This window comes from Actinomadura rayongensis, from assembly GCF_009831215.1.
Classification (GTDB): Bacteria; Actinomycetota; Actinomycetes; order Streptosporangiales; family Streptosporangiaceae; genus Spirillospora; species Spirillospora rayongensis.
Map to the genome: position 1 here is coordinate 827,986 of NZ_WUTW01000001.1, position 25,141 is coordinate 853,126.

Genomic DNA, 25,141 nt, shown 5'->3' on the forward strand with positions numbered 1-25,141 from the left:
GCTACTTCGTCCGGCGGTCCACGACGGGCACCGCGTGGCGGCGGCGGATCTCCTTGACGACGTCGGGGAGCGTCGCGTCCCAGCGCGGGCCGACGGGCACGCACCAGCGCAGCGCCTCGGCGGCGCCGTCGGGGAGCCGGTCGGCCGGGACGTCCGGGAGCGTCAGCACGACCAGCCGGTTGCGCTCGGCCGTGCGGACCATGTCCACCATGGCCTCCGTCGGCAGGAACACGAGGAAGTCCTGCCGTCCCTTGCGGGTGCCGTCCACGCCGCGCCGCAGCGCCCCGACGGCCTGGACCCGCGACCATTCCAGCGTCGCGCCGCGCGCGGCGGGCAGCGGCCAGCGCGCCGGACGACGCACGCCCGCGTCGTCCACCACGAGGACCGGACGGCGCGACAGCATCCGCCCGAGCGCCACCGCCAGCCCCGCGCCGAACAGCACGATGCCGAGCGCGCCGAGGACCGCGAACACCGCGCCGCCGAGCCCGAACCCGCGCAGCACCCCGCCGGTGATGAACCCCGCCGACGCCAGCAGCAGGATCAGGCAGGACACCGCCTGCGCGGCGGCCCGCCACGTCGGCCGCGCCCGTACGGCGAACGGCTCCATGCTGTGCTCACCCCCGACCAACCAACCCCGACCGACCTCCCGGGCTCACCCCCGACCAACCAACCCCGACCGACCTCCCTAGCGCCTCTTGACCGCGCAGAGCAGCCCGTCGCCGACCGGGAGCAGCAGCGGCACCAGGCGTTCGTCCTCCCGGACGGCCTGGACCACCTCGCGTATCGCGCGGGTGTCGCTGTCGCGGCACGTGGGGTCCGCCACACGGTGGTGCCACAGCGCGTTGTCGAACGCCACCACCCCGCCCGGACGCAGCAGCCGCAGCGCCGCCTCCAGGTACTCGGGGTACTCCTGCTTGACGGCGTCGCAGAAGACCATGTCGTAGGCGTTGTCGGTGAGCCGGGGCAGGACGTCCAGCGCCCGTCCGACGATCATCCGGGTGCGGGCCGTGCCGAGCCCCGCCTCCCGGTAGGCCAGCTTGGCGAGCCGCTGGTGCTCGTGGTCGACGTCGACGCTGGTCAGGACGGCGTCCTTGGCCATGCCGCGCAGCAGCCAGATCCCCGAGACGCCGCAGCCGGAACCGACCTCGACGACCGTCCGGGCGCCGATCAGCGCGGCCAGGAACCGCAGCGCGGCGCCCCCGGCGGGGCCGATCGGGACCGCGCCGACCTCCGCGCCGCGGCGGCGGGCGGCGAGCAGCGCCTCGTCCTCGGCCGGGAAGTCCTCCACGTAGGCCAGCGTGGCGGAAAGGGCGTCGATGGCTGCCTCCTCGCGGGACCCCGCCTGGCTCATGCTGGAAAGACCATATCGCTGACCGGGAACCAAACGCCGGTACCGCGCGTTGGAGCGGGTGATGACGTCGCCGGACGATCTTCCAGACGCCCGGCGGTGCGACAGCAGGAAACGCCCCAGCCCAGGCGCGACCGTGTCGTTCCAGACGACGGTGTTGGTCATCAGAGAGGAACACCCGGCATCATGGGAGTGGCAGCACTGAGTTTCAAGGGCGCCGTGGGCGTGGCCCCCCGGCAGTCCGCCCGCGAGAACGCCCCCGAGGCCGAGTGGGCGCCGCCGTCCTGGGACGAGGTCGTCCGCGAGCACTCGGCGCGGGTGTACCGGCTGGCCTACCGCCTCACCGGCAACCAGCACGACGCCGAGGACCTCACGCAGGAGGTCTTCGTCCGCGTATTCCGGTCGCTGTCGAACTACACGCCCGGCACGTTCGAGGGCTGGCTGCACCGCATCACGACGAACCTGTTCCTCGACGGCGCGCGCCGTCGGCAGCGGATCCGCTTCGAGGGCCTCGCCGAGGACGCCGCCGAGCGCCTCCAGGGCCGCGAGCCGACCCCGGCGCAGGCGTTCGACGACAGCAACTTCGACGCCGACGTGCAGGCCGCGCTGGACGCGCTCGCGCCCGAGTACCGGGCCGCCGTCGTCCTGTGCGACATCGAGGGGCTCTCCTACGAGGAGATCTCCGCGACGCTCGGCGTCAAGCTCGGCACCGTGCGCAGCCGCATCCACCGCGGGCGGGCGCAGCTCCGCGCCGCGCTGGAGCACCGCGCGCCGCGCCGTGCCGCACCGGCTGCCGTACCGGCCACCGCATCGGCCACCGCGCCGGACATCGAGGCCGCCGCGCACTGACCCGCGCCCCGACCGATCTGCCCGATCCGCCTGCCCGATCGACTAGGAGCCACGTGAGCTGTCTGGGGGAACGTCTGACCGCGCTGGTCGACGGTGAACTGGACGCCGAGGAGCGCGAGCGCGCCCACGCGCACCTCGCCCGCTGCGCGGACTGCCGCGCCGAGGCCGAGGTGCTGCGCGGCCTGAAGAACCGGCTGCGCGGCCTCGCGGCGCCGGACGCGGGGGACGCTCCGTCCGGGGACTTCCTGGCCCGGCTCAACGGGCTGGCCGAACCGGCGCCCGCGTGCGGACCCGTCCGCGCCCCGCGCCCCGCGCGTCCGGTCCGGCCCCGCGACACCCGCCCCCGTGACAACAGGCGCAGTGACAACAGGCGCGGCGACGGACGGCCCGGCGGACGGCCCGGAACCCCCGCCGACCGGCGGAACACGCGGCGCACCGTCGTCGCCGTCGGCGCGGCCACCCTGTTCCTCGGGCTCGGCGGCGGCGCCTACATCGCGGGCGGACGGCAGAACGCCCCGCAGGTCAGCCCCGCCTTCGACCGGTTCGCGGTCGAGCACTCGCTGCTGTCGGGCGAGTCGCCCGTCTCCGACCCCCTGACCGACCCGAGCACGCTCCAGACGGCCGTACCCCTCCCGACCAGGCCGTGAGGCGCGCGCGGCTGCGCGCGCCGTACGGACGCGGCTGCGCCCTGCTCGCGGGCGGCCTCGCCGCCGCCGTCGCGCTGACCGGCGGGCCGTTCGGGGAGCGCCCCGAGAGCCGCGCCCCGGCCGACGACGCCGGGGCCGTCCGGCTGCTGCGCGCCGCCGCCGACGCCGCCCGCCGCGTGCCCTACCGGGGCCGCCGCTACCTGACGGTCGGGACCGCGCGCGCGATGTCCAACGTCGTCCACACGCCCGGCACGGGCACCGCCTACGGGTCCGTCCTCAGCCCGGACGGGGTCGCCGCCGACCCGCCGTCCGGGCCCGTGCTGGCCGCGCTGCTGCGCAACTACACCGTCCGCTGCGGCACCGGCACGCGCCTGCTCGGCCGCGCCGCCCACCTGGTCGAGGCGCACCGCGAAAGCGGCCGGGTCGCCGGACGGTTCTGGCTCGACGCCGCCACCGGCCTGCTCCTGCGCCGCGACCTGTTCGACGTCCACGGCCGCCGCGTCGTGGAGTCCGGGTTCAGCCGCCTGACGATCGGGTCGCAGGGCCCGCAGCTCGCCGCGCGCCTCCCCACCGGCGTCTGGCCGGACCGGCTCGGCCCCGCCGCCCGCGCCGCGCTCCGCGACCGGGGCTGGCCGCTGCCCGAGACGCTGCCCGGTAGGTTCTGGCTGTTCGACGCCCGCCGCGCCGCCGACGGGGCCGTCCATCTCGGGTTCTCCGACGGCCTCGCGGCGCTGTCGGTGTTCGTCCAGCCGGGCCGCCTCGCGCCCGGTTCCCTCTCGGGATGGCATCGCTTCGGCCAAAGGCTGTTCGTCCGTGATGACGATCTCCTGCATCATTGGGCGATCACGTCCGGTGCTGGGTATGTCCTCACCGTCGTGACGGAGGCCCCGGCGTCCACCGCCGTCTCCGTCGCGGCCGGGCTGCGGCCCCGCGGGGACGCGGTCGGCACCCGGCTGAACCGGGGTGCGCGCAGGCTAGGCTCATGGCTCGATCCGCTCGACTGACGGGTTTTACGCCCGTCACATGCCTTCGTCGCCACGATGGGGGCAACTGATCAGAAACGGTGCTCGGTAGGAGAGTTGGGGATGACGGAAGAGAACCGGTCGCCGTCGGACGACGAGAGCCCCGTCGCCGGGGCCGGAGCGGCGCGCCAGGACGACGAGGCACCCGCCGCGCGGCCGGAGGCTCCCCGCGCCACGATGATCGACCAGGAGCAGCCCGTCCCGGTGGACGACCCCGAGGAGCCCCCCGCCGCTCCCGAGCCCGGCGACCGGCACGTCGCGGGCGGCTTCACGCCGCCGGACGGCCCGGCCGACGCTCCGGTCGCGATGCCGGCGGGCCCGCCGCCCGAGCAGCCCCGCCCGTGGGGCTCCCCGGCCGGCCCGGACGCGCCGCCGCACCCGCGGCAGCGGCCCGGGTTCGTCCCGCACGACGCGCCCGCCAACCCCTACGGCTGGCACGGCGGCCCGCAGCAGCAGGTCCCGCCGCAGCCGCCGCTGAACGGGCAGCCGCCGCTCGGCCCGCGTCCGATGGCCGGATACGGCCAGCAGCCGCCGCCGCCCGGCACCGGCCCGAACTGGGCGCCGGTGCCGCCGCCCCCGCCGTCCGCGCTGCGCGGTCCCGGCCTCGGCCTGATCGCGATCATCGTGGCGGTCGTGGCGCTGGTGTCGGCGGGCGTCGGCGCCGGTGTCGCGGTGCTGGCCTCCGACGACGACCAGGGCACCGTCAGCCTCGGCGGTGACGGCGGCGGGGGCGGCGGCGCGGTCAGCCGCCCGCCGGACTCGGTCGCGGGCATCGCGCGGCGCGTGCTGCCGAGCGTCGTCATGATCCGCGTCAAGAGCGCCACCGAAGAGGGCGCCGGGACGGGCTTCATCGTCAACGGCGGCTACATCGTCACCAACAACCACGTGGCGGCGGGCGCCGGGCAGGGCGGCCAGATCCAGATCGTCTTCAACGACAAGAAGACGCTGCCCGCGACCGTCAAGGGCACCGACCCGAGTTCGGACGTCGCCGTCCTCAAGCCCGAGGGCCAGCACGACCTGCCCGCGCTCGCGCTCGGCAACTCCGACCAGATCGCGGTCGGCGACCCGGTGATCGCGATCGGGTCCCCGCTCGGCCTCCAGGGCTCGGTGACGACCGGGATCGTCAGCTCGCTGAACCGCGCCGTCCCGACGCAGAGCGAGAACGGCGGCGACGCGACCTACCTCAACGCGATCCAGACCGACGCGGCGATCAACCCCGGCAACTCGGGCGGCCCGCTGGTCGACACCAAGGGCCGCGTGATCGGGATGAACACGGCGATCGCGACGCTCGGCAGCCAGTCGCTCCAGGGCCAGAGCCAGAGCGGCAGCATCGGCCTCGGCTTCGCGATCCCGATCAACCAGGCGCGGCGCGTCGCCCAGGAGATCATCAACAACGGCAGCGTCAAGCAGGCGAAGATGGGCGTCCTGCCGGACCCGCGCTCGCAGGACGGCGCCAAGATCATGGAGCAGCCGGTCCAGGGCCAGCAGCCGATCACCCCGGGCGGCCCGGCGGACAAGGCGGGCCTCAAGCCCGGCGACGTGATCACCAAGGTCGACTCCCAGCCGATCGAGGACGCGTCCGACCTCATCGCCCTGATCCGCAGCAAGGCCCCGGGCGACAAGATCAAGGTCACCTACGTCCGGAACGGCAAGGAGAACACGGTCGAACTGACCCTGGCCGCCGGCTGACCCGCGCGAACGTCTGACGGGCGCGGATCCCCACCCACCTGGGGATCCGCGCCCGTCGTCGTGGGGCGGGGGGCTGGTCAGCGGCGCTGGTGTCCCCAGGGGCCGGTGATGGCGAGGACGATGCCGGGCGTCTGGATGTTGGCGAACAGGATGCGGCCGTCCAGGCTGAACGTCGGGCCGGTGAACTCGCTGTCGTTGAGGTCGTTGCGGGCCACCGTGTACGCCGTGCCGCCGTCCGTCACGCCGAACAGGTGGCTGACGCCCTCGCCGTCCTCGGCGAGGATCAGGCCGCCGTGCGGGGAGACGGTGATGTTGTCGGGGCCGTCGTAGTTGCCGGCGTCCCGGTCGGGGTCGGGGTTCACGCCGAAGATCGTCTTGAGCGTGACGGTCTCGGTGCGCGGGTCGTAGAACCACACCTGGCCGTCGTGCTCGTTGACGCTGCCGTCGCTGTGGCGCGCGAAGCTGGCGACGAAGTACGCGCCGCCGTCGCCCCAGTAGGCGCCCTCCAGCTTGCGGCTGCGGGTGATCTGGTCGTCGGTGAACTGCTTGCGGACCGACGTGGTCTTCGCGTCGCGGTCGGGGACGTCCACCCACGTCACGCGGTAGCGGGTGCCGGGCTGCGTGGCCTGCGCGAGGTCCGTGATGTGCGTGGTGCCCTTGAAGCAGCTCATCGCCTGGAGACGGCCCGCGGTGTCGCCGCCCTGGCCGAGCGCCAGCTTGCGCAGCGCGCCCTTGCCGGCGCGGTAGCCGCGCGGCGGGGTCCAGCGGTAGTAGAGGCCGTTGGGGCCGCCCGCGTCCTCGGTGAGGAAGATCGCGCCGGTGCGCGGGTCGACGGCGACGGCCTCGTGCGAGTAGCGGCCGAGGAACTTCAGCGGGACGGGGCTCTGGTTGGCGTCCCGGTCGAACGGGTCGACCTCGAAGACGTAGCCGTGGTCCTTGGCGAACGCGCCGCCCGCGCGCTGCTCGGTCTCCTCGCAGGTCAGCCAGGTGCCCCACGGGGTACGGCCGCCGGCGCAGTTGTTGTGCGTCCCGGCCAGCGAGACGTACTCGCGGACGCGCGAGCCGTCCTTGGCGACGTCGATCGTGGTGGTGCCCCCGCCCGCGCCCGGGTCGTAGGTCAGGCCGTCCAGCGCCGGGACCTTGAACGGCTCGCCGCCGCTGATCTCGTGGTTGTTGACGAGCGCGTAGCGGTGGCCGTGGGCGAAGAACGCGGTGCCGTCGGCGTCGCTCGGCGTGGCCTGGCCGGACTCCAGCTTCGTCACGCCCGCCTCGGCGACGACCTTGTAGGAGAAGCCCTTCGGGAGCGCCAGCAGACCCTTCGGGTCCGGGACGACGGGGCCGTAGCCCGCCGTGTGCCGCGTGACCTGCGCCATCGCGGGGTCGGCGAGGGCCGCCAGGCTGCCGGCGACGGCGATGCCGATGCCTCCGGCCGCGCCGGAGCGCAGCACGTCACGACGGGAAAACGAAGAAGCCAAGACGATCACCTTTGGAAAACTCGTCCACAGCGGCTGGATCGCCGCAAAAAGCATTGAAACGATCCATATCGTCCGAGCCACCGGCCCCCGGGCGACGCGAAGGGAAACTTCCGACGAACGTTCACGTTCGGTGCCCGCCGTGTGCCGGACGGGGCGCCGGGGGCCGGTCCGGCGCGCTCGGGACGGCGGCTACGCTGAGGTGACCCCGGCCGCGCCGGGGCTGCTCAGTGTGGGGAGGTCGGGGTGTTCGACGTCGGACTCGGCGAGATGGTGGTGCTCGTCGTCCTGGCCCTGGTGATCTTCGGGGACAAGCTGCCGGGCGCCGCCCAGCAGCTCGGCCGGACGCTCCGCCAGTTCCGCATGATGGCCGACAACGCCAAGGCCGAGCTGCAGAAGGGCCTCGGCCCGGAGTTCAAGGACTTCGACGTCGCGGACCTGAACCCGAAGACGTTCGTCCGCAAGCACCTCTTCGAGGACGACCCGCTGGACTTCCTGCGCGACGAGGCCCCCTTCGAGGACCCCGTCGCGCACGGCGGCCTGGAGAACGGCGAGCGCCCGCCCTTCGACCCCGAGGCCACCTGAGCCGGACGGTCAGGCGCCGAAGTAGTGGCCCTTGTCCAGGTCCTCCAGCAGGCCGGGCTGGGTCGGCTCCCAGCCGAGGAGCTTCCGGGTCGCCGCGCTGGACGCCGGGACGTCCGACCCGACGAACGCGGCCAGCCAGCCGAAGTGCGCGGGCGCGTCCTCGGGTGACACCGACCGGGCAGGGACGCCGAGGTGGCGGCCGATGACCTCGGCGATCTCCCGGAGCGGCACGCCCTCGTCGGCGTTCGCGTGCAGCACCGAGCCCGCCGGGGCCTTCTCCAGCGCCAGCCGGAACAGGCGCGCCGCGTCCAGGCGGTGGCCGGCGGGCCAGCGGTTGGCGCCGTCGCCGACGTAGCCGGCGAAGCCCTTCTCCCGGGCGACGGCGATCAGCGTCGCCAGGAAGCCGTGGTCGCCGTCGCCGTGCGTCGTCGGGGCGAGCCGGACGACGGACGACCGCACGCCCGTCCCCGCCAGCGACAGCGTGTAGAGCGCGGTGGCCTGGCGGGCGCGCGGGCCCTCGGGCACCAGGGGGAACGTTCCGAGGCCGTCCGCCTCGGTGGCGACCCGGCCGGGCGCGGCGACGCCGGTCGTGCCGGACGCGATGGCGAACGGCCGGTCCGAGCCCGCCAGCGCCGCGCCGATCGTCTCGACGGCGCGGCGGTCCGCCGCGGTGGCGGCGAGGAAGTCGCCCTGGGCGAAGGCGACGTCGTGCTTGAACGCGAGGTGGACGACGCCGTCGGAGTCGGCCGCGGCCTCGCCGAGGACGTCGAGGTCGTCCAGCGAGCCGCGGCGGACCTCGGCCCCCGCCTCGGCGAGCGCGGCGGCGGAGGCGTCCGAGCGGGCCAGGCCGACGACCTGATGGCCCGCGCCGAGCAGTTCGGGGACGAGGGCGGAACCGATCCAGCCGGTCGCGCCGGTGACGAGAACGCGCATGGTGTGACCCTTCTCGATGGAGTTGATGTCAGTCACTGTCTTCGACGCTACCACGCGCATGTCAGTGGCTGTCATCGACTACGATGCCCGGCATGGGGCGATGGGTGCCGGACGCGCGCGGCCGGCTGGAACGGGCGGCGCTGGAGCTGTACGCCGAGCGCGGCTTCGAGCGGACGACCGTCGCCGAGATCGCCGCCCGCGCCGGGCTCACCGAGCGCACCTTCTTCCGGCACTTCGCCGACAAGCGCGAGGTGCTGTTCGGTGGCACCGAACCACTCAAAGACCTGCTCGTGCGCACGGCCGCCGAAACCCCCGCGTCCGCCGCGCCGATCACGGCGACGTCGGCGGCGGTCGAGGCCGTCGGCCGGCTCCTGGAGGAGCGGCGGGCGGCGGCGCGGCAGCGGCAGGCCGTCATCGACGCCCATCCCGAGCTGCGGGAACGTGAACTGATCAAGCTGGCGGCCCTCGGCGACGCGCTGGCCGGGGCGCTGCGCGACCGGGGCGTCCCCGGCCTCGCCGCCGCGCTCGCCGCCGAGGCGGGCCTCGCCGCGTTCAGGGTCGCCTACGACCGCTGGATCCACGGGCCGGACGAGGAGCCCCTGGCCGCCGGGATCCGGGAAGCGTTCGCCGAGCTGAGGACGATCACCGCCGGCTGACCCCGGGAACGCCGAAGGCCCCGGTCCGGGGACCGGGGCCTTCGCGGTGGGTCAGCGACCCTTGGGCGAGATCCCCAGGGACATGCCGGCCAGCCCGCGCGACCGGCCGCCGAGCGTGTCGGCGATCTTGCGCAGCTCCTTGGCGGCCTCGGCGTCGGGGTCGCCGAGGACGAGCGGGGTGCCGCTGTCGCCGCCCTCGCGCAGCCGCGCGTCGATCGGGACCTGCCCGAGCAGCGGGACGCGGGTGCCGAGCGTCGTGGCGAGCGCGTCCGCGACCGCCTGCCCGCCGCCCGAGCCGAAGATCTCCTGCCGCTCGCCGCAGTGCGCGCAGGTCAGGTACGACATGTTCTCGATCACGCCGACGACCTGCTGGTGCGTCTGCGCGGCGATGGCCCCGGCGCGCTCGGCGACCTCGGCGGCGGCCTGCTGCGGCGTCGTCACGACCAGGATCTCGGCGGACGGCAGGAGCTGCGCCACCGAGATCGCGATGTCGCCGGTGCCGGGCGGCAGGTCCATGAGCAGGATGTCCAGGTCGCCCCAGTACACGTCCGCGAGGAACTGCTGGAGCGCGCGGTGCAGCATCGGCCCGCGCCACACGACCGGCTGGTTCCCGGCGGTGAACATCCCGACCGAGATGACCTTCACGTCGTGCGCGGTCGGGGGCATGATCATGTCCTCGACCTTGGTGGGCGCGTGCTCGACGCCGAGCATGCGCGGCACCGAGTGGCCGTAGATGTCGGCGTCCACGACGCCCACCTTGCGGCCCTGCGCGGCCAGCGCCGCCGCCAGGTTCACCGTGACCGACGACTTGCCGACGCCGCCCTTGCCGCTCGCGACCGCGTAGACCTTGGTCAGCGAGTTCGGCTTGGCGAACGGGATCTCCTTGGCGGGCTCCCCGCCGCGCAGCTTGGTCTGGAGCGCCTTGCGCTGCTCCTCGTTCATGACGTCCAGCTCGACGGCGACCGAGGTCACGCCGTCCAGACGACTCACGGCCTCCGTGACGTTGCGGGTCAGGGTGTCCTTCATCGGACAGCCCGCCACGGTGAGGAAGATGCCGACGCTGACCGTGCCGTCCGGCGCGATGTCGACGCTCTTCACCATGTCGAGCTCGGTGATGGGCTTGCGGATCTCAGGGTCGTTCACGGTCGCGAGCGCCGCGGTCACCTGCTCCGTCGTTAGCTGGGAGGCCATGTACCCCATGGTATGGACTCCGCGAAGGTGCTAGGGCCGCGGGTCCCGGTTGTCCAGCTCCTTGATCAGGGCCTGCAGCTCGGACCGCACGAAGTCCCGCGTCGCGACCTCGTTCAGCGCCAGCCGCAGCCCGGCGATCTCCCGGGTCAGGTACTCGGTGTCGGCGATGCTGCGCTCGTTGCGGGCCCGGTCCTGCTCGTACTGGACGCGGTCCCGGTCGTCCTGCCGGTTCTGGGCCAGCAGGATCAGCGGGGCCGCGTAGGACGCCTGGAGCGACAGGATCAGCGTCAGGAAGATGAACGGGTAGGGGTCCCAGCGCAGGGACGGCGGCGCGAGAGCGTTCCACGCCCCCCACACGGCGATGAACACCGTCATGTAGACGATGAACCGGGCCGTCCCGAGGAACCGGGCGATGCGCTCGGACACCTGCCCGAACGACTCCGGGTCGTAGTGCGGCCGGGGGACGAGCGTGCGGCGGATCTCGCGCGGCTGGTCGAGCCGTGGCGACGTCATGGGTCCTCCGTCGGGCCGGTGCGTTCGTCGTCGGCGGCGCGGCGCAGCGCCTCCTCCTCGGGGTCGGCGCCCTCCAACGCGGACGCGTCCATCACGCTCTCGCGCCAGTTCGCGGGCAGGAGGTTGTCGAGGACGTCGTCGATCGTGACCGCGCCGAGCAGGTGCCCGTCCTCGTCCACGACCGGACCGGCGACCAGGTTGTAGGTGGCGAGGTACATCGCGACGTCCTGGAGCCTTTCGCGGGGACGCAGCGGCTCCAGCTCGGTGTCGGCGATCCCGCTGACGAGGGTGGGCGGCGGTTCGCGCAGCAGCCGCTGGAAGTGGACCGTGCCGAGATAGCGCCCGGTGGGGGTCTCGACCGGGGGACGGCACACGTACACCTGGGCGGCGAGGGCGGGGTTGAGGTCGGGGTTGCGAATGTGAGCGAGGGCTTCGGCGACCGTCGTGTCGGGGGCGAGGACGACCGGGTCGGTGGTCATCAGGCCGCCCGCCGTGTCGTCCTCGTAGGTGAGCAGGCGGCGCAGCGGCGCGGCCTCGTGCGGCTCCATCAGCAGCAGCAGGTTCTCGCGCTGCTCGGCGGGCAGGTCGCGCAGCAGGTCGGTGGCGTCGTCGGGGCCCATCGCCTCCAGGACGTCGGCGGCCCGCTCCACCTCCAGCTTGCCGAGGATCTCGACCCGGTCGTCCTCGGGCAGCTCCTCCAGGACGTCGGCGAGGCGCTCGTCGTCCAGCGCGGCGGCGACCTCGCCGCGCCGCTTCTCGGGCAGCTCGTGGACGACGTTGGCGAGGTCGGCGGCCTTCATCCGCTCGAACGCGGCGAGCAGCCCGGCCGCGCCCTGCCCGTACTCGACGATCGAGAAGCCTTCGACGTCGTCCCAGTCCACGACGCGGCTCTCGCCCCGGCGGCGCAGCCCGCGCGGCCTTGCCGGGCGCGGCGGGCGCACGGCGACCTTCGCGATCACCCAGTCGCGGGTGCGGGTGGGCTCCATCGCGACGTCCACGACGGTGACGCGCTCGCCGTCGGAGCGGAGCCGGACGGTCCGGTCCAGCATCTCGGCGAGCACCAGCGTCTCGGACTCGTGCTGGCGGAAGCGGCGGATGTTGAGCCGTCCGTCGAACACCACGGCGTCCGGCTCGATGACGGTGACCCGCGTGATCGGCAGGAACACCGGACGGCGCGGCGACACCTCCACCACGAGGCCGAGGACGCGCGGCATCCGGCGGCCGAGGCGGAGCGAGACGACGACGTCGCGGACCCGTCCGACCTGGTCGCCGACCGGATCGAACACCGCGATCCCGGCCAGGCGGGCGATGAACACCCGCGTCGAAGATCCGCTCATGCGCACGAGCGTACCCACGGGACCTGCGCCCATCCGGCGGCCGGTGGGGTCCTAGCGGTCGGCGCGGCGGCGCTTTCCGCCGACCAGGCGCGGCGGGGGGCCGGCGGTGGCGGCCGGGGTCGGGATCGGGCGGACGGCCGCGTACGCGTCGTCGTGCTCGCCGGGGCCCTCCGCGGGACCGTCCGGGGTGAGGCGGATCACGTACGACTCGGCCGCCCAGCGCTCGGTCTGGCCGTCGTGGGACGCGGCGTTGAGCCGGTCCTTGGCGAGCTGCGGGACGACCTCGTCCCACAGCTCGGTGCCGGGCTCGACGGTCTCGGCGCGGGCGGTGAACGTGACGAGCCGTCCGCCCTTGTCCTTGCTGCGGAGGATCACCCGGACGCTCGGCGCCTCGGGCAGCCCGGGCAGCGGCTGCTCGCCGTCGCCGCCCGTCAGGACGTACGCCGATCCGTCGTGCCACAGGTGCCAGGCGGCGCGGGGCTGCGGGAGGCCGGGCAGGTCCAGCCACAGCAGGCCCGACTTCTTGGCCGCCTCCTCCACCAGCGCGCTGTTGTCCTCACCCATGCCCGTCAGGGTCTCACACCCGCCGCTACGATCCGGCGCATGAGATCACGGCGCACGATCCTCGCGGTCCCCGGCAGCAATCCCCGGTTCGTCGAAAAGGCGCAGGGGCTGCCCGCCGACGAGATCTTCCTGGACCTGGAGGACGCGGTCGCGCCGTCCGCGAAGGCCGAGGCGCGCAAGCTGGTCGTGGCGGCGCTCAACGAGGGCGACTGGACGGGCAAGGTCCGCGCCGTCCGGATCAACGACCTCGCGACGCCGTGGGCGTACCGGGACGTCATCGACGTCGTGGAGGGCGCCGGCGCTCATCTCGACTGCCTGATCCTGCCGAAGGCGCAGGACGCCTCGCACGTCCAGTGGCTGGACCGGCTGCTCACCCAGATCGAGCTGGCGACCGGCCTGGAGCGCGGCCGGATCGGCATCGAGGCCCAGATCGAGGACGCCCGGGGCATGACCGCGATCGACGCCATCGCCGCGTCCTCGCCCCGGCTGGAGAGCCTGGTGTTCGGTCCTGGCGACTTCATGGCGTCCATCAACATGCGGACGCTGACCGTGGGGGAGCAGCCGCCCGGTTACACCGAGGGCGACGCGTACCACTACATCCTCATGCGGATCCTGCTCGCCGCGCGCGCCCACGACCTCCAGGCGGTGGACGGGCCGTACTTCAACATTCGCGACGTGGACGCGTTCCGGCGCGTCGCGGGCCGGTCGGCGGCGCTCGGGTTCGACGGCAAGTGGGTGCTGCACCCGGCGCAGATCGAGGCGGGGAACGAGGTGTTCTCGCCGTCCCAGGACGACTACGACCACGCCGAGCTGATCCTCGACGCCTACGCGTACGCCACCGAGGTCGAGGGGCGCGGCGCGGCGACGCTCGGCGACGAGATGATCGACGAGGCGTCCCGCAAGATGGCGCTGGTCGTCGCGGCGAAGGGCCGCGCGGCCGGGCTGCGCCGCACCCGGACGTTCGCGCCCCCGGCGTGACGCGCAGCGCCGGCGGATCCGCGTACGCTGCGTAGCGACGGGTTCGGGGCACGGGGAGGCAGACGGTGACGCGACCTTCGGACGACGGCTGGGTACCGCCCGACGCGGCGTACCCCGACGGCCCCCGTCCCACCCCGCCCTTCGACGCGGACGGCTGGACGGGCCCCGACCCCGACCCCGCCCCCGCACCGCCCGTCTTCGGCGCCCCGCCCCAGCCAGGCTGGCAGTGGCCCCAGGAATACGCCCCGCCCAACACCCCAGGCACCCCGGGCGTCCCCGACGCCCCGGGCGCGAACGGCTCGCCCGACCAGCCCGGCGCCCCGGGCGCCCCTGCCTGGCCTGGCGGTCCCGGGGCTCCGGGCGCTCCGGGCGCGTACGGCCACCCGGGCGGTTACGGCCCTCCGGGTCAGCCAGGCAGCTACGGCCAGCCGGGCGGTTACGGCCCGCCCGGCGCGTACGGTCAGCCGGGCGGCTACGGGCCGCAGGGCGCGCCCGGCGGCTACGGTCAGCCGGGCGGGTACGGGCCGCCGGGGGTTTACGGGCCGCCGGGGCCGGCGGGGTACGCGTACGGGCAGCCGCCGCCGCGCCGGGTGTGGAGCGTCGCGCCGGAGCCGGGGACGCCCTACCACCGGATGGCGCGGACGGCGGTGCACCGTTGGTGGCGGCCGATCGCCGGGACGTTCGCGGGCGCCGCCGCCTATCTGCTGCTCGCCGTCGCGCTGATGATCGCGTTCCTCATCGGGTACGCGGTCGTGACCGGCGGGACGCCCGACATGTCCGGCGACGACACCGAGTTCTTCGGCGACCCGACGACCGACCTGGCGTTCAACCTGCTGTCCATCGCGCTGCTGCTCCCCGTCGTGCTGCTCGCGGCGTGGGCGTTCCAGCGGCGGCGGCCGGGGACGGTCGCGTCCGTCGCCGGACGGCTGCGCTGGCGCTGGCTCGCGATCTGCGGCGGCGCGGCCGTGCTGTTCTGCGCCGTTTCGTACGGGCTCGGGCTCGCCGCCGACACCGTCGTCCCCGCCGACGCGAGCGACGACGGCGCGTGGGTCGGCTGGGGGAGCTTCGTCGGCCCCGCGATCGTGATCCTGCTGTTCGCGCCGCTCCAGTCGGCGGCCGAGGAGTTCACCTTCCGGGGCTGGGTCCTCCAGAGCGTCGGCGCGTGGACGCTGGAGAGCCGCACCGGGCGCGTCGCCCGCGCCTTCAGCCGCGTGCTGCGGACGCCGTGGCCCGGCATCGTCGTCGGCGCGGCGCTGTTCGCGTCCGCGCACGGCTACACCGGCTGGGGCGTCCTCGACATCTTCCTGTTCGGGGCCGTCGCCGCCTGGCTGACCGTCCGCACGGGCGGGCTGGAGGCGGGCATCGCGATGCACGTCTGCAACAACCTGATGGCGTTCCTCGTCCCGGCGGCGCTCGGCACGCTGAACCTGGAGCAGGGCGCGGTGCCCGGCGCGTACGTCGCCGCCGACGTCGCGTCGATGCTGATCTACGCCGGGCTCATCGTCCTCCTCGCCCGCCGGTTCAAGATCGCGCGGGTCACAGCGGCGGGCTGAACGTCCAACCTTCGGCGAGCAGCGCGTCCACGGCGGCGACGGCGGCGGCGAGACGGTCGTCCGGCGCGCCGGTGACGACGACGTGCCGCATCCCGCGCCGCGCCAGCTCCTCCCGGAACCGGCCGTCCATCCACAGCCGGACGTCGGCGCCGTCCCGCCAGCCGTCCTGCTCGAACGGCACCCCGGCGGCGGACGTCAGGATCCACAGATGGTGCGGGGCGCGGGCGTGCAGCCGCTCGACGTCCGGGGCGGGCGCGCCGAGGTAGCGCTCGTGCCACAGCGCGGTCGCGAACGCGTCGGTGTCGCAGACCAGCAGCGGCGAGCCCGCGCGGGCCGCCGCGTCCTCCAGCGCCAGGTGCCGTTCGGCGATCGTGGTGAACTCCGCCGACTCCCACACCAGGTCGTCCAGCCACAGGCCGGGGTTCCCGGACGCGCGGCGCGCCGCCGCCAGCTTCTCCTCGGTGAACGTCCGGCCGTACTCGGGCACCCACCGCGTCGCGGCCCACGGCCCCCCGCGCGCGGCGTAGTGCGCGGCGAGCGCCCGCGCCAGCGTGGTCGAGCCGGTGGACTCCGCGCCGACGACCACGACGCGCCGCGCCAGGTACGCCCGGACGGGCGGCGCCAGCCACTCCCACGCCGCCACCGGGTCGCGGCGCACGGCCGTCCCGCTGACGGGGAACCGGGCGCGCGGCGGGTCGACGGGCACGTGCGCCGCGCCGAACCGGCGGGCCAGCTCGGGCCCGTACTCCTCGGAACTGAACACCGCGTCCACCGGCGGACGCGGCGCGCCCGGGCCGCTGAGCGCTGCCAATCCGCTCCGGAAGGCGTCCACGTGCGCCGACCAGATCGCGTCGGACGCGTAATCCACCTCGACGTCGTCCATCACCGGGACGACGTCCACATGCGGTTGCGGATGCTGCTCGCGCAACCACGCCGTCCGCAACGCAAGGGGGACGCTCTCCGCCGTGGACGCGCACACCAGCACGGAGACCCGCGCACATTGCTCCGCCGCTCGGTCGACGAGGTGATGGTGGCCCGCGTGCGGCGGATAGAACTTGCCGATGACGAGCCCGTGCGCGTACCGGCTCACGCGGCGACCGCCGCCCGCCGGTCCCGCGACCAGGCCAGCAGGCCGGCGACGCACAGCGCGAGGAACAGCACGTACAGGCCGGACGTCAGCTTGAGGTCCTTGTAGAAGTAGAGCGGGATGTAGATCAGGTCGGCGGTTATCCACAGCCACCACGACTCCAGCAGCTTGCGGGACTGCCCGTACGTCGCGGCCAGGGACAGCGCGGTGGTGAACGCGTCCCAGAACGGGACGGTCGAGTCCGTCCACCGCGCGAGCATCCACGTCAGCAGCCCGGTGGCAACGACGGTCGCCGCACCGAGCGACGCCCATTCCATCGGGGTCGTCCGCCGGACGGGCAGCGCGTCCCGTCCGTCCCCCGCGTACAGCCAGACGTACCAGCCGTAGAACTGCAGCACGAGGTACACGGCCTGGAGTCCGGCGTCCGCGTACAGGCCGCCGTCCAGGAACACCAGGCCGAGCAGGACCACGTTCGCCGCCCCCACCGGCCAGTTCGCGATGTTCTGCCGCACCACGAGCCACACGTTCACCGCGCCGGTCGCGAAGCCGAGCAGCTCCGCCCAGCTCGTCGGGACGGTCCCGAGATGGAACGCGGGCCGCAGCAGCGGGCCGATCAGGTCGTGCAGCACGGGGAACTCCAGGGGGAGGGGCGGCGAAGATCCTAGAGGACGTCCCAGGACGTGAGCGCCGCCACCAGCCCCGGCACGAGCGGCAGCCCGGCCAGCTCGGCGATGGGGACGAACCGGACATCGTCCGCGTCGTCCCCCGCCCGCAGCACCCCGCCCGCGACGGTTGCGGCGTAGTCGTGGATCTCGTAGACGCATCCCGGCCCCGGACGGTCCACGGTGCCGAGCAGCGCGCCCGGCACGACATCCAGGCCGGTCTCCTCGCGCAGCTCGCGCACGACGGCCGCCGCGTCGTCCTCGCCGGGCTCGACGCGCCCGCCCGGCACCGACCACGACCCGGCCGACGGCGGACGGCCGCGCCGCACCAGCAGGATCCGCCCCGCGTCGTCCCGGACGACCGCCCCCACGCACCGCACGCGCATGGACCTCATTGTGGCGCAACGATGACCAGGTTTTTGCAGGTCGACGCGTTGACGTCCGCGCGGCCCCGACGCAGGGTGAGGAGTCATGGAGGCATGCCCACGCTGCTTCGGGGCGCTGCGCGCCGACCGGACCTGCGCGACCCACGGCGCCGTGCTCCCGTGGCGGCCCGCGAACGTCCCCGGCCCGGACGAGCTGGCCGCCGTCCTGCTCGACACGCGTGTGCCCGTCTGGGTGCCGTGGCCGCTGCCCGCCGGCTGGCTCGTGACCGGCTTCGCGTCCGTCGGCGACGCCGGCTCCGGGACGCGCGCCGTCGCCGTCGCCCTGTCGGCCCCCGGCCTGCTGCGCGGACGCGCCGACCTCGTCCTCGTCGCCGAGGAGCCCGGCGTCGGGCTCGGCGCCCACCTCGCAGGGCTGCCCGGCCCCGACCCCGGCGCCGGATTCGACAGCGCCGCGCCGCACGCCAAGCTCGCCGTCGCCGGGCCGCGCGCGTCCTGCGGGCTCGCGGTGCCGCTGTGGGCCGTCCCGTCCGGCCCCGGCCGCGCCGCGTTCGTCGGCGAGGCGCTCGGCGACTGGCTGTGGGCGGTGCTGTGGCCCGCCGAGGCGGGCGTCCTGCTCATGGAGGCGACGGGCCTGCTCGACCTCCGCGAGCCCGGCCTCGCCGTCGACCTGCCCTACGGCCCGCTCAGCTCCCGCGTCGCCCGCTGATCGTCTAGAACTGGGGCATGGCGAATCCCCGGCGCATCGACCTCCACAGCCACAGCGACGTCTCCGACGGCACCCGCCCGCCCGCCGAGGTGGTGGCGCGGGCCGCCGCCGCCGGACTGGACGTCCTCGCGCTCACCGACCACGACACGACCGCCGGCTGGGACGCGGCGGTCGCCGCCCTGCCGCCCGGCCTCACGCTCGTGCGCGGCGCCGAGCTGTCGTGCCACCGGGACGGACGCGTCGTCCACCTGCTCGCCTACCTCTTCGACCCGGCCGACGCCGCGCTCACCGCCGAGCTGGACCGCGTCCGGGACGACCGGATCGTCCGGGCCCAGAAAATGGTCGACAAACTCGTCGACCTCGGCGCGGACCTGACGTTCGAGGACGTCCTCGCCCAGGCCGGCGGCGCCGCGATCGGACGGCCGCACATCGCGCGGGCGCTCGTCGCGGCGGGCGCCGTCGCCACCGTGGACGAGGCGTTCACCCCCGACTGGATCGGCGAGGGGGGCCGCGCCCACGTCGACCGGTACGCGCTGGACCCGGCGGCGGCCGTCCGGCTCGTCCGGGGCGCGGGCGGCGCGACCGTCCTCGCCCACCCCCGCGCCCGCCGCTACGGCTACGACTACCGCGACGAGCTGATCGAGGAACTGGCCGAGGCGGGCCTGACCGGCGTCGAGGTGGACCACCCCGAGCAGGACGCCGCCGAACGCGAGCCGCTCCGCGCGCAGGCCCGCGCGCTCGGGCTCGTCGTCACCGGCTCCAGCGACGACCACGGCGCGATGACCGGCGACCGGCTCGGCGCGGAGACCACCGACCCCGCCGCCTACGCCGCGCTCGTCGCCGCGACGTCCGGCGCTGTAACGCCCGTCACCGCCGCGCGGTAGGGTGCGGGACGTGGACGCGCGCATTGATCAGGTCGTGACGTCGGGGACGACCGCCCTCGACGACACCGAACACGACGTCGAGAACAACACCTACCTCGTCGGCGACGACGACGAGGTCATCGTGATCGACCCGGGCTTCGACGCCGAGGCGGTCCTCAAGCAGGTGGGCGACCGCGAGGTCATGGCCGTCATCCTCACCGACGGCAACGAGCACCACCTCGCCACCGCGCTGGAGGTCGCCGCCGCCGGCGAGGAGGACGAGGACGACTGGGCGCCCATCGCCCTGCACCGCTCCGACCGGCTGCTGTGGCGCGACTACTTCGGCCGCCTCGCCAAGTCCGAGGAGGACGAGGACGACGCCAAGGCGCTGCGGTCCGTCGAGCCCGACATCTGGCTGGAGGACGGCGGCGTCTTCGAGATCGCCGACGTCCAGCTGGAGATCGTGCACACGCCCGGCCACACGCCCGGCAGCGTCAGCGTGATCAGCGAGCAGCTCGGCGTGCTGTTCTCCGGCGACACGCTGCACCGGGGCCGTCCGGGCTCGGTCGGCGGCGTCTTCGACGACCTGCGCAAGCAGCTCAACTCGATCGGCGCGCTGCTCACCCCGCTGCCGAAGGACCTGCGCGTCCTGCCCGGCCAGGGCGAGGAGACGACGGTCGGCGAAGAGGACGCGCGCTGGGACACCTGGGGCGCGCTCAGCGACGAGGACGACTGAGTCCACGGTGAGCGCCGAGCAGCTCGGCTTCGACGGGATGCCGCGCCGGCTCTACGCCTGCACGCCGTCCCGGCTCAACACCTGGCTGGACTGCCCGCGCCGGTACCGGATGACGTATCTGGACCGTCCGGCGCCGCCCAAGGGGCCGCCGTGGGCGCACAACAGCCTGGGGGCCAGCGTCCACAACGCGCTCGCGGGCTGGTGGCGGCTGCCGCTCCCCGAGCGGACCCCGGCCGCCGCCGGGACGCTGCTCGCGCGCGGCTGGCTGACCGACGGCTTCCGCGACGCCGAGCAGTCCGCGCAGCAGCGCGACCGCGCCCGCGAGATGGTGGAGCGGTACGCGTCCGGGCTGGACCCGGCGGCCGAGCCGCTCGGCGTGGAGCGGACGGTCGCGACCCGCACCGACCGCATCGCCGTCTCGGGCCGCATCGACCGGCTGGACGCGCGCGGCGACGAACTGGCCGTCGTGGACTACAAGACGGGCCGCCGCCCGCTGACCTCGGACGACGCGCGCGGCTCACTGGCCCTAGCGCTGTACGCGGTGGCGGCGTCGCGAGTGCTGCGCCGCCCCTGCCGGACGGTCGAACTGCACCACCTGCCGACCGGCGAGGTCGCCGCCTGGGAGCACTCGGACGCGTCCCTGGACCGCCAACTCCGCCGCGCCGAGTCGATCGCCGCCGAGGCCGAGGCCGCCGACACCGCCTACCGGAACCGTGTTCCGAAACCGCGCTCCGGCGACGCGCCCATCGACCACGCCCCGCACGACGAACTCTTCCCACCCCGTCCGGGCAGCCTGTGCGCCTGGTGCGACTTCGCCCGCCACTGCCCCGAAGGCCGCGCCGCCGCCCCCGCCAAGGAACCCTGGGCAGCAGTCTCCTAACCCGTCCGACGCCGAGACACGGGCGGTCAGGCGGGGACGGGGGCGGGCCAGCGGCGGGGGTCGCGGAGGCCGTAGAGCCCGCGCGCGAGGTCGTACCCCTCGCCGGCGAGCCGCTGCCGGGCACGTTCCAGCATCGCCCGGGTCGGCTTGGCGAACGCGCGGTCGTGGACGCGCTCGGGCACCGTGCTGAGCGCCGTCCGGAACGAGCGCAGCGCGGCCGTCACGGCGGGCTGCGGCACCTCGGGCAGCGTCCCGTACATGCGCCGCGCCCAGTCCGGCAGCGCGTAATAGCAGAGCGCACCGAACGGGAAGTACCCCGGCTTGCCCGCGCTCAGAAAGCGCAACTCCGGCGGCAGCGTCGGCCACAGCAGGAACCGGACGGTCGCCGCCGCCTCCTCGGTCACCCGCAGCACGGGCCGCATCGACGCGAAGTAGTCCTCCATCTCCGCGACGCTCCCAGGCACGTCCTCGACATGCAGGCCCACGTACGTGGCGGTATGCCGCTGCTCGTCCAAATACCGGTCCGCCATCGCGGCCGTCAAAGGCAGCCCGGACCGCCGCGCGACCTCCAGATACGAGTAGACCTCCGCACAGTGGACCCAGAGCAAAAGCTCAGGCTGGTCCAGCCGCTCCCGCTTCCCCGTGTCATGGTTGAGAATCCGCAAGCTGCGATGGATGCCCCGGACACGCGCGGCGAGCGCGTCGATCTCGTCGGGCGCGCCGAACGTCGCCGTCCCGACGAAGTCCGCCGTGCGCTGCAGCCGCCCGAACGGATCCTCCTGGAACGTGGAGTTCTGCCAGACCCCCCACATAGCGAGCGGATGCAACGCCTGGAGCATGAGACTCCGCACGCCGCCGACCCACATGGACCGGTCGATGTGAACGCGCCAGGTGACGCTCTCAGGGGGCTGGACGGTCGCGGACATCGGCACGCCTCCGCATCGGTTGATCGATCGAACCGATGTAAGTGTGCCATTACTACCCCGCCCCGCCCACCCCCGGGTCAGGCGTCCCGCGCCCAGCCGTACCGGGACTCGTAGTCGCTGCCGTCGTTGTCGATCTCCGGTCGGTGCCGCGGAAGGCCGTTGACGTGCTGGGTCGCCTTCCTCTCGGCGCCCTCATAGCGGTCCGCCGTGGCGTACACCGCCTCCCGGTTGCGGATGAGGACGTTGGTCTCGTCGTTGAACTCGACGATGGTCTTCGCCCGCCAGAGTTCGTATTCGTCCCGCAGTCCGACCTCCTCGCCGACGATCCCGAAACAGTTGGCCGGAAGGGCCGCCCCGTCGAGGATGAGCGGTGCGTTCGACCAGGAGTTGACGGCGTCGTTGATGTAGTCGCCGCTCCTGCGGATCATTCGCGCGCGTGCCTTGTACTCGTTGGCGGTCACGTGGACACTCCTCCGGATGGTCGTTCTCAGCCGGGCAGGCGGGCGAGAAGCTGGTCGGCCAGCTGCCGGTTGACGCGGTTCTCCACCGCGACGCGTCTTCCGTCGGGTCTGGTGCGGCTCACCGCGGTGTCCGCCCACATGACCCAGGCATAGAGATTGCGGCGGCTGACGGAGAGGAAGGACCGCCGGTCGGTTCCTTGGCAGTACTGACCGCCGTCGGCCCGCAGGACCGTGCCGGCGCATTTCATCGTGGCCCAGGGCGGCGCGCCCGGAATTTGCTGGGTCGTGCGCGTGCGCAGATCATTGATCTTGACGATGACGGACGTCGTGCCGCCGGGACGGTCGAGTTCCCAGGTGCACGTGCCGGGCACCGTGACGACGTCCTTCTTCTTGGGTTTCACCTCGGCGAGCTGCCGGAGTTCGTCGACCTTCGCCGGATCGATGAGCGTGCAGGGATCCGGGGGATCATAAAAGGCGGGCCAGGAACCAGGGCTCGTGGTCGGCGAGGAGGGGGCATGGGACGGCTTCGGGCCCGTGTCCGGGGTGCCTTCGCTGCCCAGAAACCATCCGCCGAGGCCCACGACCGCGAGGATCCCGGCGGGCGCGGCTGCCCGCCGCCCCACGATGCGCCAACGACCCGCGGTCACTTGGGGAGCCACCGCTTCGGATCGCCCGCGCCGTCCGGGAATTCCGCCGGGCTCCTGAACTTGCTCAGCTCCGCCTTGAAGCGGGCCAGTCCGACTTTCGTGGTCATGAGGGTCGTCCGAAGGCTGGTGTCGACCTTGTTGACCGCTTCGACGTAGTCGAGCAGGGCACGGGAGATCGTCGGCTTGTCCGCCTTCTTGTTGGACGTCCACGTCAAGCCGCTGAGGGCGGGCTCGATGCGGCCCGCCGCGAGCGTGGTGAGATCGACCGCCAGGTTGTAGGCATTGGTGACTTCGAGGGCGAGATCCAGCAGCGCGCCCTCCGCCGCGAAGAGGCTCGCCGCGTTGAGATCGGCCACCGACGCGTTCCGCGTCATATGCCAGCGGAAGGCGTCATAGGCTCCGCCCGTCCAGTCGGCGGTCAGTGAGTTCCACGCGTTGAAGAGAGGTTCCTCCGCGTCCTTGACGCTCTGTGCCGCCGCGCGCCACTTGTCGGCCACCCGGAGTATCGCTTCCGGGTCGCCCTTCATCCTCTTCGCGGCATCAAGCGCCTTTTTGGCGCCCAGGACCTCCACCGTGCTGATGCCGATGTCGACGATCGTGCCGGCCTTGCTCGGCCACTTCTTGGAGGCGGTCATGCGGTGCCGGCCGGGACGCGGTGCGGTCAATGCTCAACCCCTGTTCAGGCGCTTGCGTTCGCTCGCCGCCGCCTCGGTCATCTCCCGTTCGGCCGCGGCGAGGGCGGCCAGGATCCGTTCGCCGAGGCGGGGGACGTCGGAGGTCGCAGCCGTGACATGGTCCAGGTCGATGGTGAGCGCGCCGTCGCCCGTCACGGTGACCGACCCCAGCCCCGGCGCGATCTCGGCGGTGAAGGAGCGGCTCCGGAATTCTTCGTTGAACCGCTCGTGCGCGGCCAGGAGGTCGTCGCTCGCGGCCACGAGATGTTCCGTGCGCCGCATCGCGGAGACCAGTTCGGCGCGCAGGGCGTCGTTGCGCTTTCGCCAGTGGTCCGCATCGGTGGGGGCGGTCACGGCTCGCTCTTTCCGGTCGGGCGGGCCGGGGCGTCCGCCTCGATCGCTTCGCGGCGGAGGTCGGCTTCATGCCGCGCGGTGGTGATCAGTTCGGCGATGCGGAGGCCCAGCCCGCCCGCCTCGGGTCCGCGAAGCGCGTCGCGTCCCACCTGGAGGGAAACCGGTTCGCCCCGGCCGGTCACCACGACGCGCAGGTTCCCCGCGAGCGCGTCGACCGTGATCCGCTCGGCGGCGAGCCGCTCCTCGATCCCTGCGGAACGGACGTCGGGCGGCCGGGTGATGCCGTCTCTGGTTCAGACTCTGGACGTGGCGTGGGGAAATGGGGTTTTTGCGGGCGTGTATCCCGTTTCGCTGCGGCGGAAAGTCGTTGCCGGATCTCTTCCGGAGTCGTCGGCGCATGGGCGACACCGCTGTTGAGCAGCCGTTTGAGAGGTTCCGGGTTCGCGTCCACAGGCTGCTCACCGCCTCCGGAGTGCTGCAGAAGTGCACTCTCCGACGTCAGGTCAAGAACATCTTTTCAATTAGCGGAGGCGGCGTTCGGCGGTGTTCCAGAAGGTGGTCAGGGCGGCGGCGGTGGTCTCGGGGGCGTCGACGGCGGGGGAGTGGGCGGCGCTCGGGATCACGACGCGGGTCGCGTCGAGCTGTTCGGCCATCTCGGCCTGGGTGCGCGGGTGCCAGACGTCGTCGTCCTCGCCGTACAGGACGAGGACGCCGAAACCGTCGTCGCGGGAGCGCTTGGCCAGCTCCTCCACGCGGTCGGGGGCGGTGATCAGGCCGTCGGCCATCGCTCGCAGGCCGGTCGGGCAGTTTGAGAGGGTCCGCTTGCGCAGGAAGGCGATGATGTCGGCCGGGACGCCGCGCTCCACCGCCTCGGGTTCGATCGCCAGCGTCCAGATCTGCTCCATGCCGAGTTCGGGGATCGCGTCCCGCAGCGCCGCCGCGCGGCGGGCGGACGGGCCGACGAGCCCCGCGGGGCCCGAGCTCATCAGCGTCAGCGACGCGGGCAGGACGGCGTCCGCGAGGACCGCCTCCCGCACGATCAGCCCGCCGAACGAGTGCCCGACGAGGTGGACGGGTTCGGGGCCGAGCGTCTCGGCGATCGCGGCGACGTCCGCGCCCAGCTCCGGCCGCGCGTACACCGACGGGTCGTCGGGCGATCCGGGGCTCTCGTGCTGGCCGCGCTGGTCGATCGCGAGGACGCGCCGGCCGGACGCCGCGAGCGTCTGCAGGACGGCGATGAAGTCCTCTTTGCTGCCGGTGAACCCGGGCACGAGCAGGGCCGGGCCGCGTTCGACGACGCCCGACCCCGGCAGGGCCTCCAGCGCGGCGAACGTGCCGCGCGAGGTCTGGACGGACGTCCGGCGGACGCCGGGGGGCAGGGTCAGGAACGGGGGCGTGCTCACAGAGCGCCACCATACTAAA

General features: G+C 73.8%; 30 protein-coding genes. 12 read left to right on the forward strand and 18 right to left on the reverse strand.

Features of this window, described 5'->3' with window-relative positions; all coding sequences use genetic code 11:
* Window position 1: 1 nt before the first annotated feature.
* Both GQ466_RS03970 and GQ466_RS03975 read right to left on the reverse strand, forming a co-directional pair.
* Window positions 2-607 carry a hypothetical protein gene (locus GQ466_RS03970; protein ID WP_161101380.1) on the reverse strand — a complete coding sequence of 202 codons (606 nt, stop codon included), beginning with the start codon at window positions 605-607 and terminating at the stop codon, window positions 2-4.
* Window positions 608-685: 78 nt separating this feature from the next.
* Window positions 686-1,351 carry an O-methyltransferase gene (locus GQ466_RS03975; RefSeq protein ID WP_161101381.1) on the reverse strand — a complete coding sequence of 222 codons (666 nt, stop codon included), beginning with the start codon at window positions 1,349-1,351 and terminating at the stop codon, window positions 686-688.
* Window positions 1,352-1,534: 183 nt separating this feature from the next.
* On the opposite strand from GQ466_RS03975, the gene sigE reads away from it, so the two are divergent.
* From sigE to GQ466_RS03995, 4 genes are all read left to right on the forward strand, one after another.
* Window positions 1,535-2,197 (forward strand): RNA polymerase sigma factor SigE, encoded by a 663-nt coding sequence (sigE, locus tag GQ466_RS03980; RefSeq protein ID WP_237417588.1) that lies wholly within the window; start codon window positions 1,535-1,537, stop codon window positions 2,195-2,197.
* Window positions 2,198-2,250: 53 nt separating this feature from the next.
* Complete coding sequence (locus tag GQ466_RS30590) at window positions 2,251-2,844, forward strand: anti-sigma factor family protein (RefSeq protein WP_337193307.1); 594 nt, start codon at window positions 2,251-2,253, stop codon at window positions 2,842-2,844.
* On the forward strand, window positions 2,841-3,848 hold the full coding sequence (locus GQ466_RS03990; protein WP_161101382.1) for a sigma-E factor regulatory protein RseB domain-containing protein: 1,008 nt from the start codon (window positions 2,841-2,843) through the stop codon (window positions 3,846-3,848). Before GQ466_RS30590 ends, GQ466_RS03990 begins: the two co-directional genes overlap by 4 nt.
* Window positions 3,849-3,929: 81 nt before the next feature.
* Window positions 3,930-5,555, forward strand: coding sequence for a trypsin-like peptidase domain-containing protein (locus tag GQ466_RS03995; RefSeq protein WP_161101383.1), 1,626 nt, complete (start codon window positions 3,930-3,932; stop codon window positions 5,553-5,555).
* A 77-nt stretch (window positions 5,556-5,632) separates the two neighbouring features.
* Here the strand turns inward: GQ466_RS03995 and GQ466_RS04000 are convergent, their stop codons facing one another.
* A complete protein-coding gene (locus GQ466_RS04000) occupies window positions 5,633-7,030 on the reverse strand; it encodes an alkaline phosphatase PhoX (protein WP_237417590.1) in 1,398 nt (465 codons plus the stop codon).
* A gap of 243 nt (window positions 7,031-7,273) precedes the next feature.
* Here GQ466_RS04000 and GQ466_RS04005 point away from each other — a divergent pair, with 243 nt between their 5' ends.
* Window positions 7,274-7,612, forward strand: a complete 339-nt coding sequence (locus GQ466_RS04005) for a sec-independent translocase (RefSeq protein ID WP_161101385.1) — start codon at window positions 7,274-7,276, stop codon at window positions 7,610-7,612.
* 9 nt (window positions 7,613-7,621) lie between these two features.
* On the opposite strand, the gene GQ466_RS04010 is transcribed toward GQ466_RS04005, so the two are convergent.
* Window positions 7,622-8,581 (reverse strand): SDR family oxidoreductase, encoded by a 960-nt coding sequence (locus GQ466_RS04010; RefSeq protein WP_337193308.1) that lies wholly within the window; start codon window positions 8,579-8,581, stop codon window positions 7,622-7,624.
* 56 nt (window positions 8,582-8,637) lie between these two features.
* Between GQ466_RS04010 and GQ466_RS04015 the strand changes: the two genes are divergently transcribed.
* On the forward strand, window positions 8,638-9,201 hold the full coding sequence (locus GQ466_RS04015; protein WP_161101386.1) for a TetR family transcriptional regulator: 564 nt from the start codon (window positions 8,638-8,640) through the stop codon (window positions 9,199-9,201).
* Between the two features lie 51 nt (window positions 9,202-9,252).
* Here GQ466_RS04015 and GQ466_RS04020 read toward each other — a convergent pair whose 3' ends face one another.
* Genes GQ466_RS04020 through GQ466_RS04035 form a run of 4 tightly spaced genes read right to left on the reverse strand, consistent with a single transcriptional unit; the run spans window position 9,253 to window position 12,806 of the window.
* Window positions 9,253-10,392: an Mrp/NBP35 family ATP-binding protein gene (locus GQ466_RS04020; protein WP_161101387.1), complete on the reverse strand. Its 1,140-nt coding sequence runs from the start codon at window positions 10,390-10,392 to the stop codon at window positions 9,253-9,255.
* Window positions 10,393-10,422: 30 nt separating this feature from the next.
* Window positions 10,423-10,905: a DUF1003 domain-containing protein gene (locus GQ466_RS04025; RefSeq protein ID WP_161101388.1), complete on the reverse strand. Its 483-nt coding sequence runs from the start codon at window positions 10,903-10,905 to the stop codon at window positions 10,423-10,425.
* Window positions 10,902-12,242: a magnesium transporter MgtE N-terminal domain-containing protein gene (locus GQ466_RS04030; RefSeq protein ID WP_161101389.1), complete on the reverse strand. Its 1,341-nt coding sequence runs from the start codon at window positions 12,240-12,242 to the stop codon at window positions 10,902-10,904. Before GQ466_RS04030 ends, GQ466_RS04025 begins: the two co-directional genes overlap by 4 nt.
* 51 nt (window positions 12,243-12,293) lie before the next feature.
* Complete coding sequence (locus GQ466_RS04035; RefSeq protein ID WP_161101390.1) at window positions 12,294-12,806, reverse strand: hypothetical protein; 513 nt, start codon at window positions 12,804-12,806, stop codon at window positions 12,294-12,296.
* 39 nt (window positions 12,807-12,845) lie between these two features.
* Between GQ466_RS04035 and GQ466_RS04040 the strand changes: the two genes are divergently transcribed.
* Both GQ466_RS04040 and GQ466_RS32630 read left to right on the forward strand, forming a co-directional pair.
* On the forward strand, window positions 12,846-13,784 hold the full coding sequence (locus tag GQ466_RS04040) for an HpcH/HpaI aldolase/citrate lyase family protein (RefSeq protein ID WP_161101391.1): 939 nt from the start codon (window positions 12,846-12,848) through the stop codon (window positions 13,782-13,784).
* A 65-nt stretch (window positions 13,785-13,849) separates the two neighbouring features.
* Window positions 13,850-15,337, forward strand: coding sequence for a CPBP family glutamic-type intramembrane protease (locus GQ466_RS32630; protein WP_161101392.1), 1,488 nt, complete (start codon window positions 13,850-13,852; stop codon window positions 15,335-15,337).
* On the opposite strand, the gene GQ466_RS04050 is transcribed toward GQ466_RS32630, so the two are convergent.
* Genes GQ466_RS04050 through GQ466_RS04060 form a run of 3 tightly spaced genes read right to left on the reverse strand, consistent with a single transcriptional unit; the run spans window position 15,321 to window position 17,472 of the window.
* Entirely contained in the window at window positions 15,321-16,427 is a 1,107-nt protein-coding gene (locus GQ466_RS04050) for an AAA family ATPase (protein ID WP_161101393.1), read from the reverse strand. The genes GQ466_RS32630 and GQ466_RS04050 overlap by 17 nt on opposite strands.
* The gene (gene pnuC, locus GQ466_RS04055) at window positions 16,424-17,053 is read right to left on the reverse strand and encodes a nicotinamide riboside transporter PnuC (RefSeq protein ID WP_161101394.1); all 630 of its coding nucleotides are present in this window, start codon (window positions 17,051-17,053) and stop codon (window positions 16,424-16,426) included. The genes GQ466_RS04050 and pnuC overlap by 4 nt, the downstream gene beginning before the upstream one ends.
* 32 nt (window positions 17,054-17,085) lie before the next feature.
* Window positions 17,086-17,472, reverse strand: coding sequence for an NUDIX hydrolase (locus GQ466_RS04060; RefSeq protein ID WP_161101395.1), 387 nt, complete (start codon window positions 17,470-17,472; stop codon window positions 17,086-17,088).
* Window positions 17,473-17,557: 85 nt separating this feature from the next.
* On the opposite strand from GQ466_RS04060, the gene GQ466_RS04065 reads away from it, so the two are divergent.
* The 4 genes from GQ466_RS04065 to GQ466_RS04080 are packed head-to-tail and all read left to right on the forward strand — an operon-like array spanning window position 17,558 to window position 20,657.
* Window positions 17,558-18,178 (forward strand): DUF6758 family protein, encoded by a 621-nt coding sequence (locus GQ466_RS04065; protein WP_161101396.1) that lies wholly within the window; start codon window positions 17,558-17,560, stop codon window positions 18,176-18,178.
* Between the two features lie 17 nt (window positions 18,179-18,195).
* A complete protein-coding gene (locus tag GQ466_RS04070; protein WP_161101397.1) occupies window positions 18,196-19,062 on the forward strand; it encodes a PHP domain-containing protein in 867 nt (288 codons plus the stop codon).
* Between the two features lie 10 nt (window positions 19,063-19,072).
* Complete coding sequence (locus tag GQ466_RS04075) at window positions 19,073-19,777, forward strand: MBL fold metallo-hydrolase (protein WP_161101398.1); 705 nt, start codon at window positions 19,073-19,075, stop codon at window positions 19,775-19,777.
* Window positions 19,778-19,784: 7 nt separating this feature from the next.
* Window positions 19,785-20,657 carry a RecB family exonuclease gene (locus GQ466_RS04080; protein ID WP_337193309.1) on the forward strand — a complete coding sequence of 291 codons (873 nt, stop codon included), beginning with the start codon at window positions 19,785-19,787 and terminating at the stop codon, window positions 20,655-20,657.
* 26 nt (window positions 20,658-20,683) lie between these two features.
* Here GQ466_RS04080 and GQ466_RS04085 read toward each other — a convergent pair whose 3' ends face one another.
* The 7 genes from GQ466_RS04085 to GQ466_RS04115 all read right to left on the reverse strand — a co-directional run bounded on the left by GQ466_RS04085 (window position 20,684) and on the right by GQ466_RS04115 (window position 25,122).
* Window positions 20,684-21,583 carry an oxygenase MpaB family protein gene (locus GQ466_RS04085; RefSeq protein WP_161101399.1) on the reverse strand — a complete coding sequence of 300 codons (900 nt, stop codon included), beginning with the start codon at window positions 21,581-21,583 and terminating at the stop codon, window positions 20,684-20,686.
* A gap of 77 nt (window positions 21,584-21,660) precedes the next feature.
* Complete coding sequence (locus GQ466_RS04090) at window positions 21,661-22,044, reverse strand: hypothetical protein (RefSeq protein ID WP_161101400.1); 384 nt, start codon at window positions 22,042-22,044, stop codon at window positions 21,661-21,663.
* A 26-nt stretch (window positions 22,045-22,070) separates the two neighbouring features.
* Window positions 22,071-22,625 (reverse strand): DUF3558 domain-containing protein, encoded by a 555-nt coding sequence (locus GQ466_RS04095; protein ID WP_161101401.1) that lies wholly within the window; start codon window positions 22,623-22,625, stop codon window positions 22,071-22,073.
* A 62-nt stretch (window positions 22,626-22,687) separates the two neighbouring features.
* On the reverse strand, window positions 22,688-23,356 hold the full coding sequence (locus tag GQ466_RS04100; RefSeq protein WP_161101402.1) for a WXG100 family type VII secretion target: 669 nt from the start codon (window positions 23,354-23,356) through the stop codon (window positions 22,688-22,690).
* A 3-nt stretch (window positions 23,357-23,359) separates the two neighbouring features.
* Window positions 23,360-23,719 (reverse strand): YbaB/EbfC family nucleoid-associated protein, encoded by a 360-nt coding sequence (locus GQ466_RS04105; protein ID WP_161101403.1) that lies wholly within the window; start codon window positions 23,717-23,719, stop codon window positions 23,360-23,362.
* Window positions 23,716-23,904, reverse strand: a complete 189-nt coding sequence (locus tag GQ466_RS04110; RefSeq protein ID WP_161101404.1) for a hypothetical protein — start codon at window positions 23,902-23,904, stop codon at window positions 23,716-23,718. The genes GQ466_RS04105 and GQ466_RS04110 overlap by 4 nt, the downstream gene beginning before the upstream one ends.
* 336 nt (window positions 23,905-24,240) lie before the next feature.
* A complete protein-coding gene (locus tag GQ466_RS04115) occupies window positions 24,241-25,122 on the reverse strand; it encodes an alpha/beta fold hydrolase (RefSeq protein ID WP_161101405.1) in 882 nt (293 codons plus the stop codon).
* Between the last annotated feature and the right edge of the window lie 19 nt (window positions 25,123-25,141).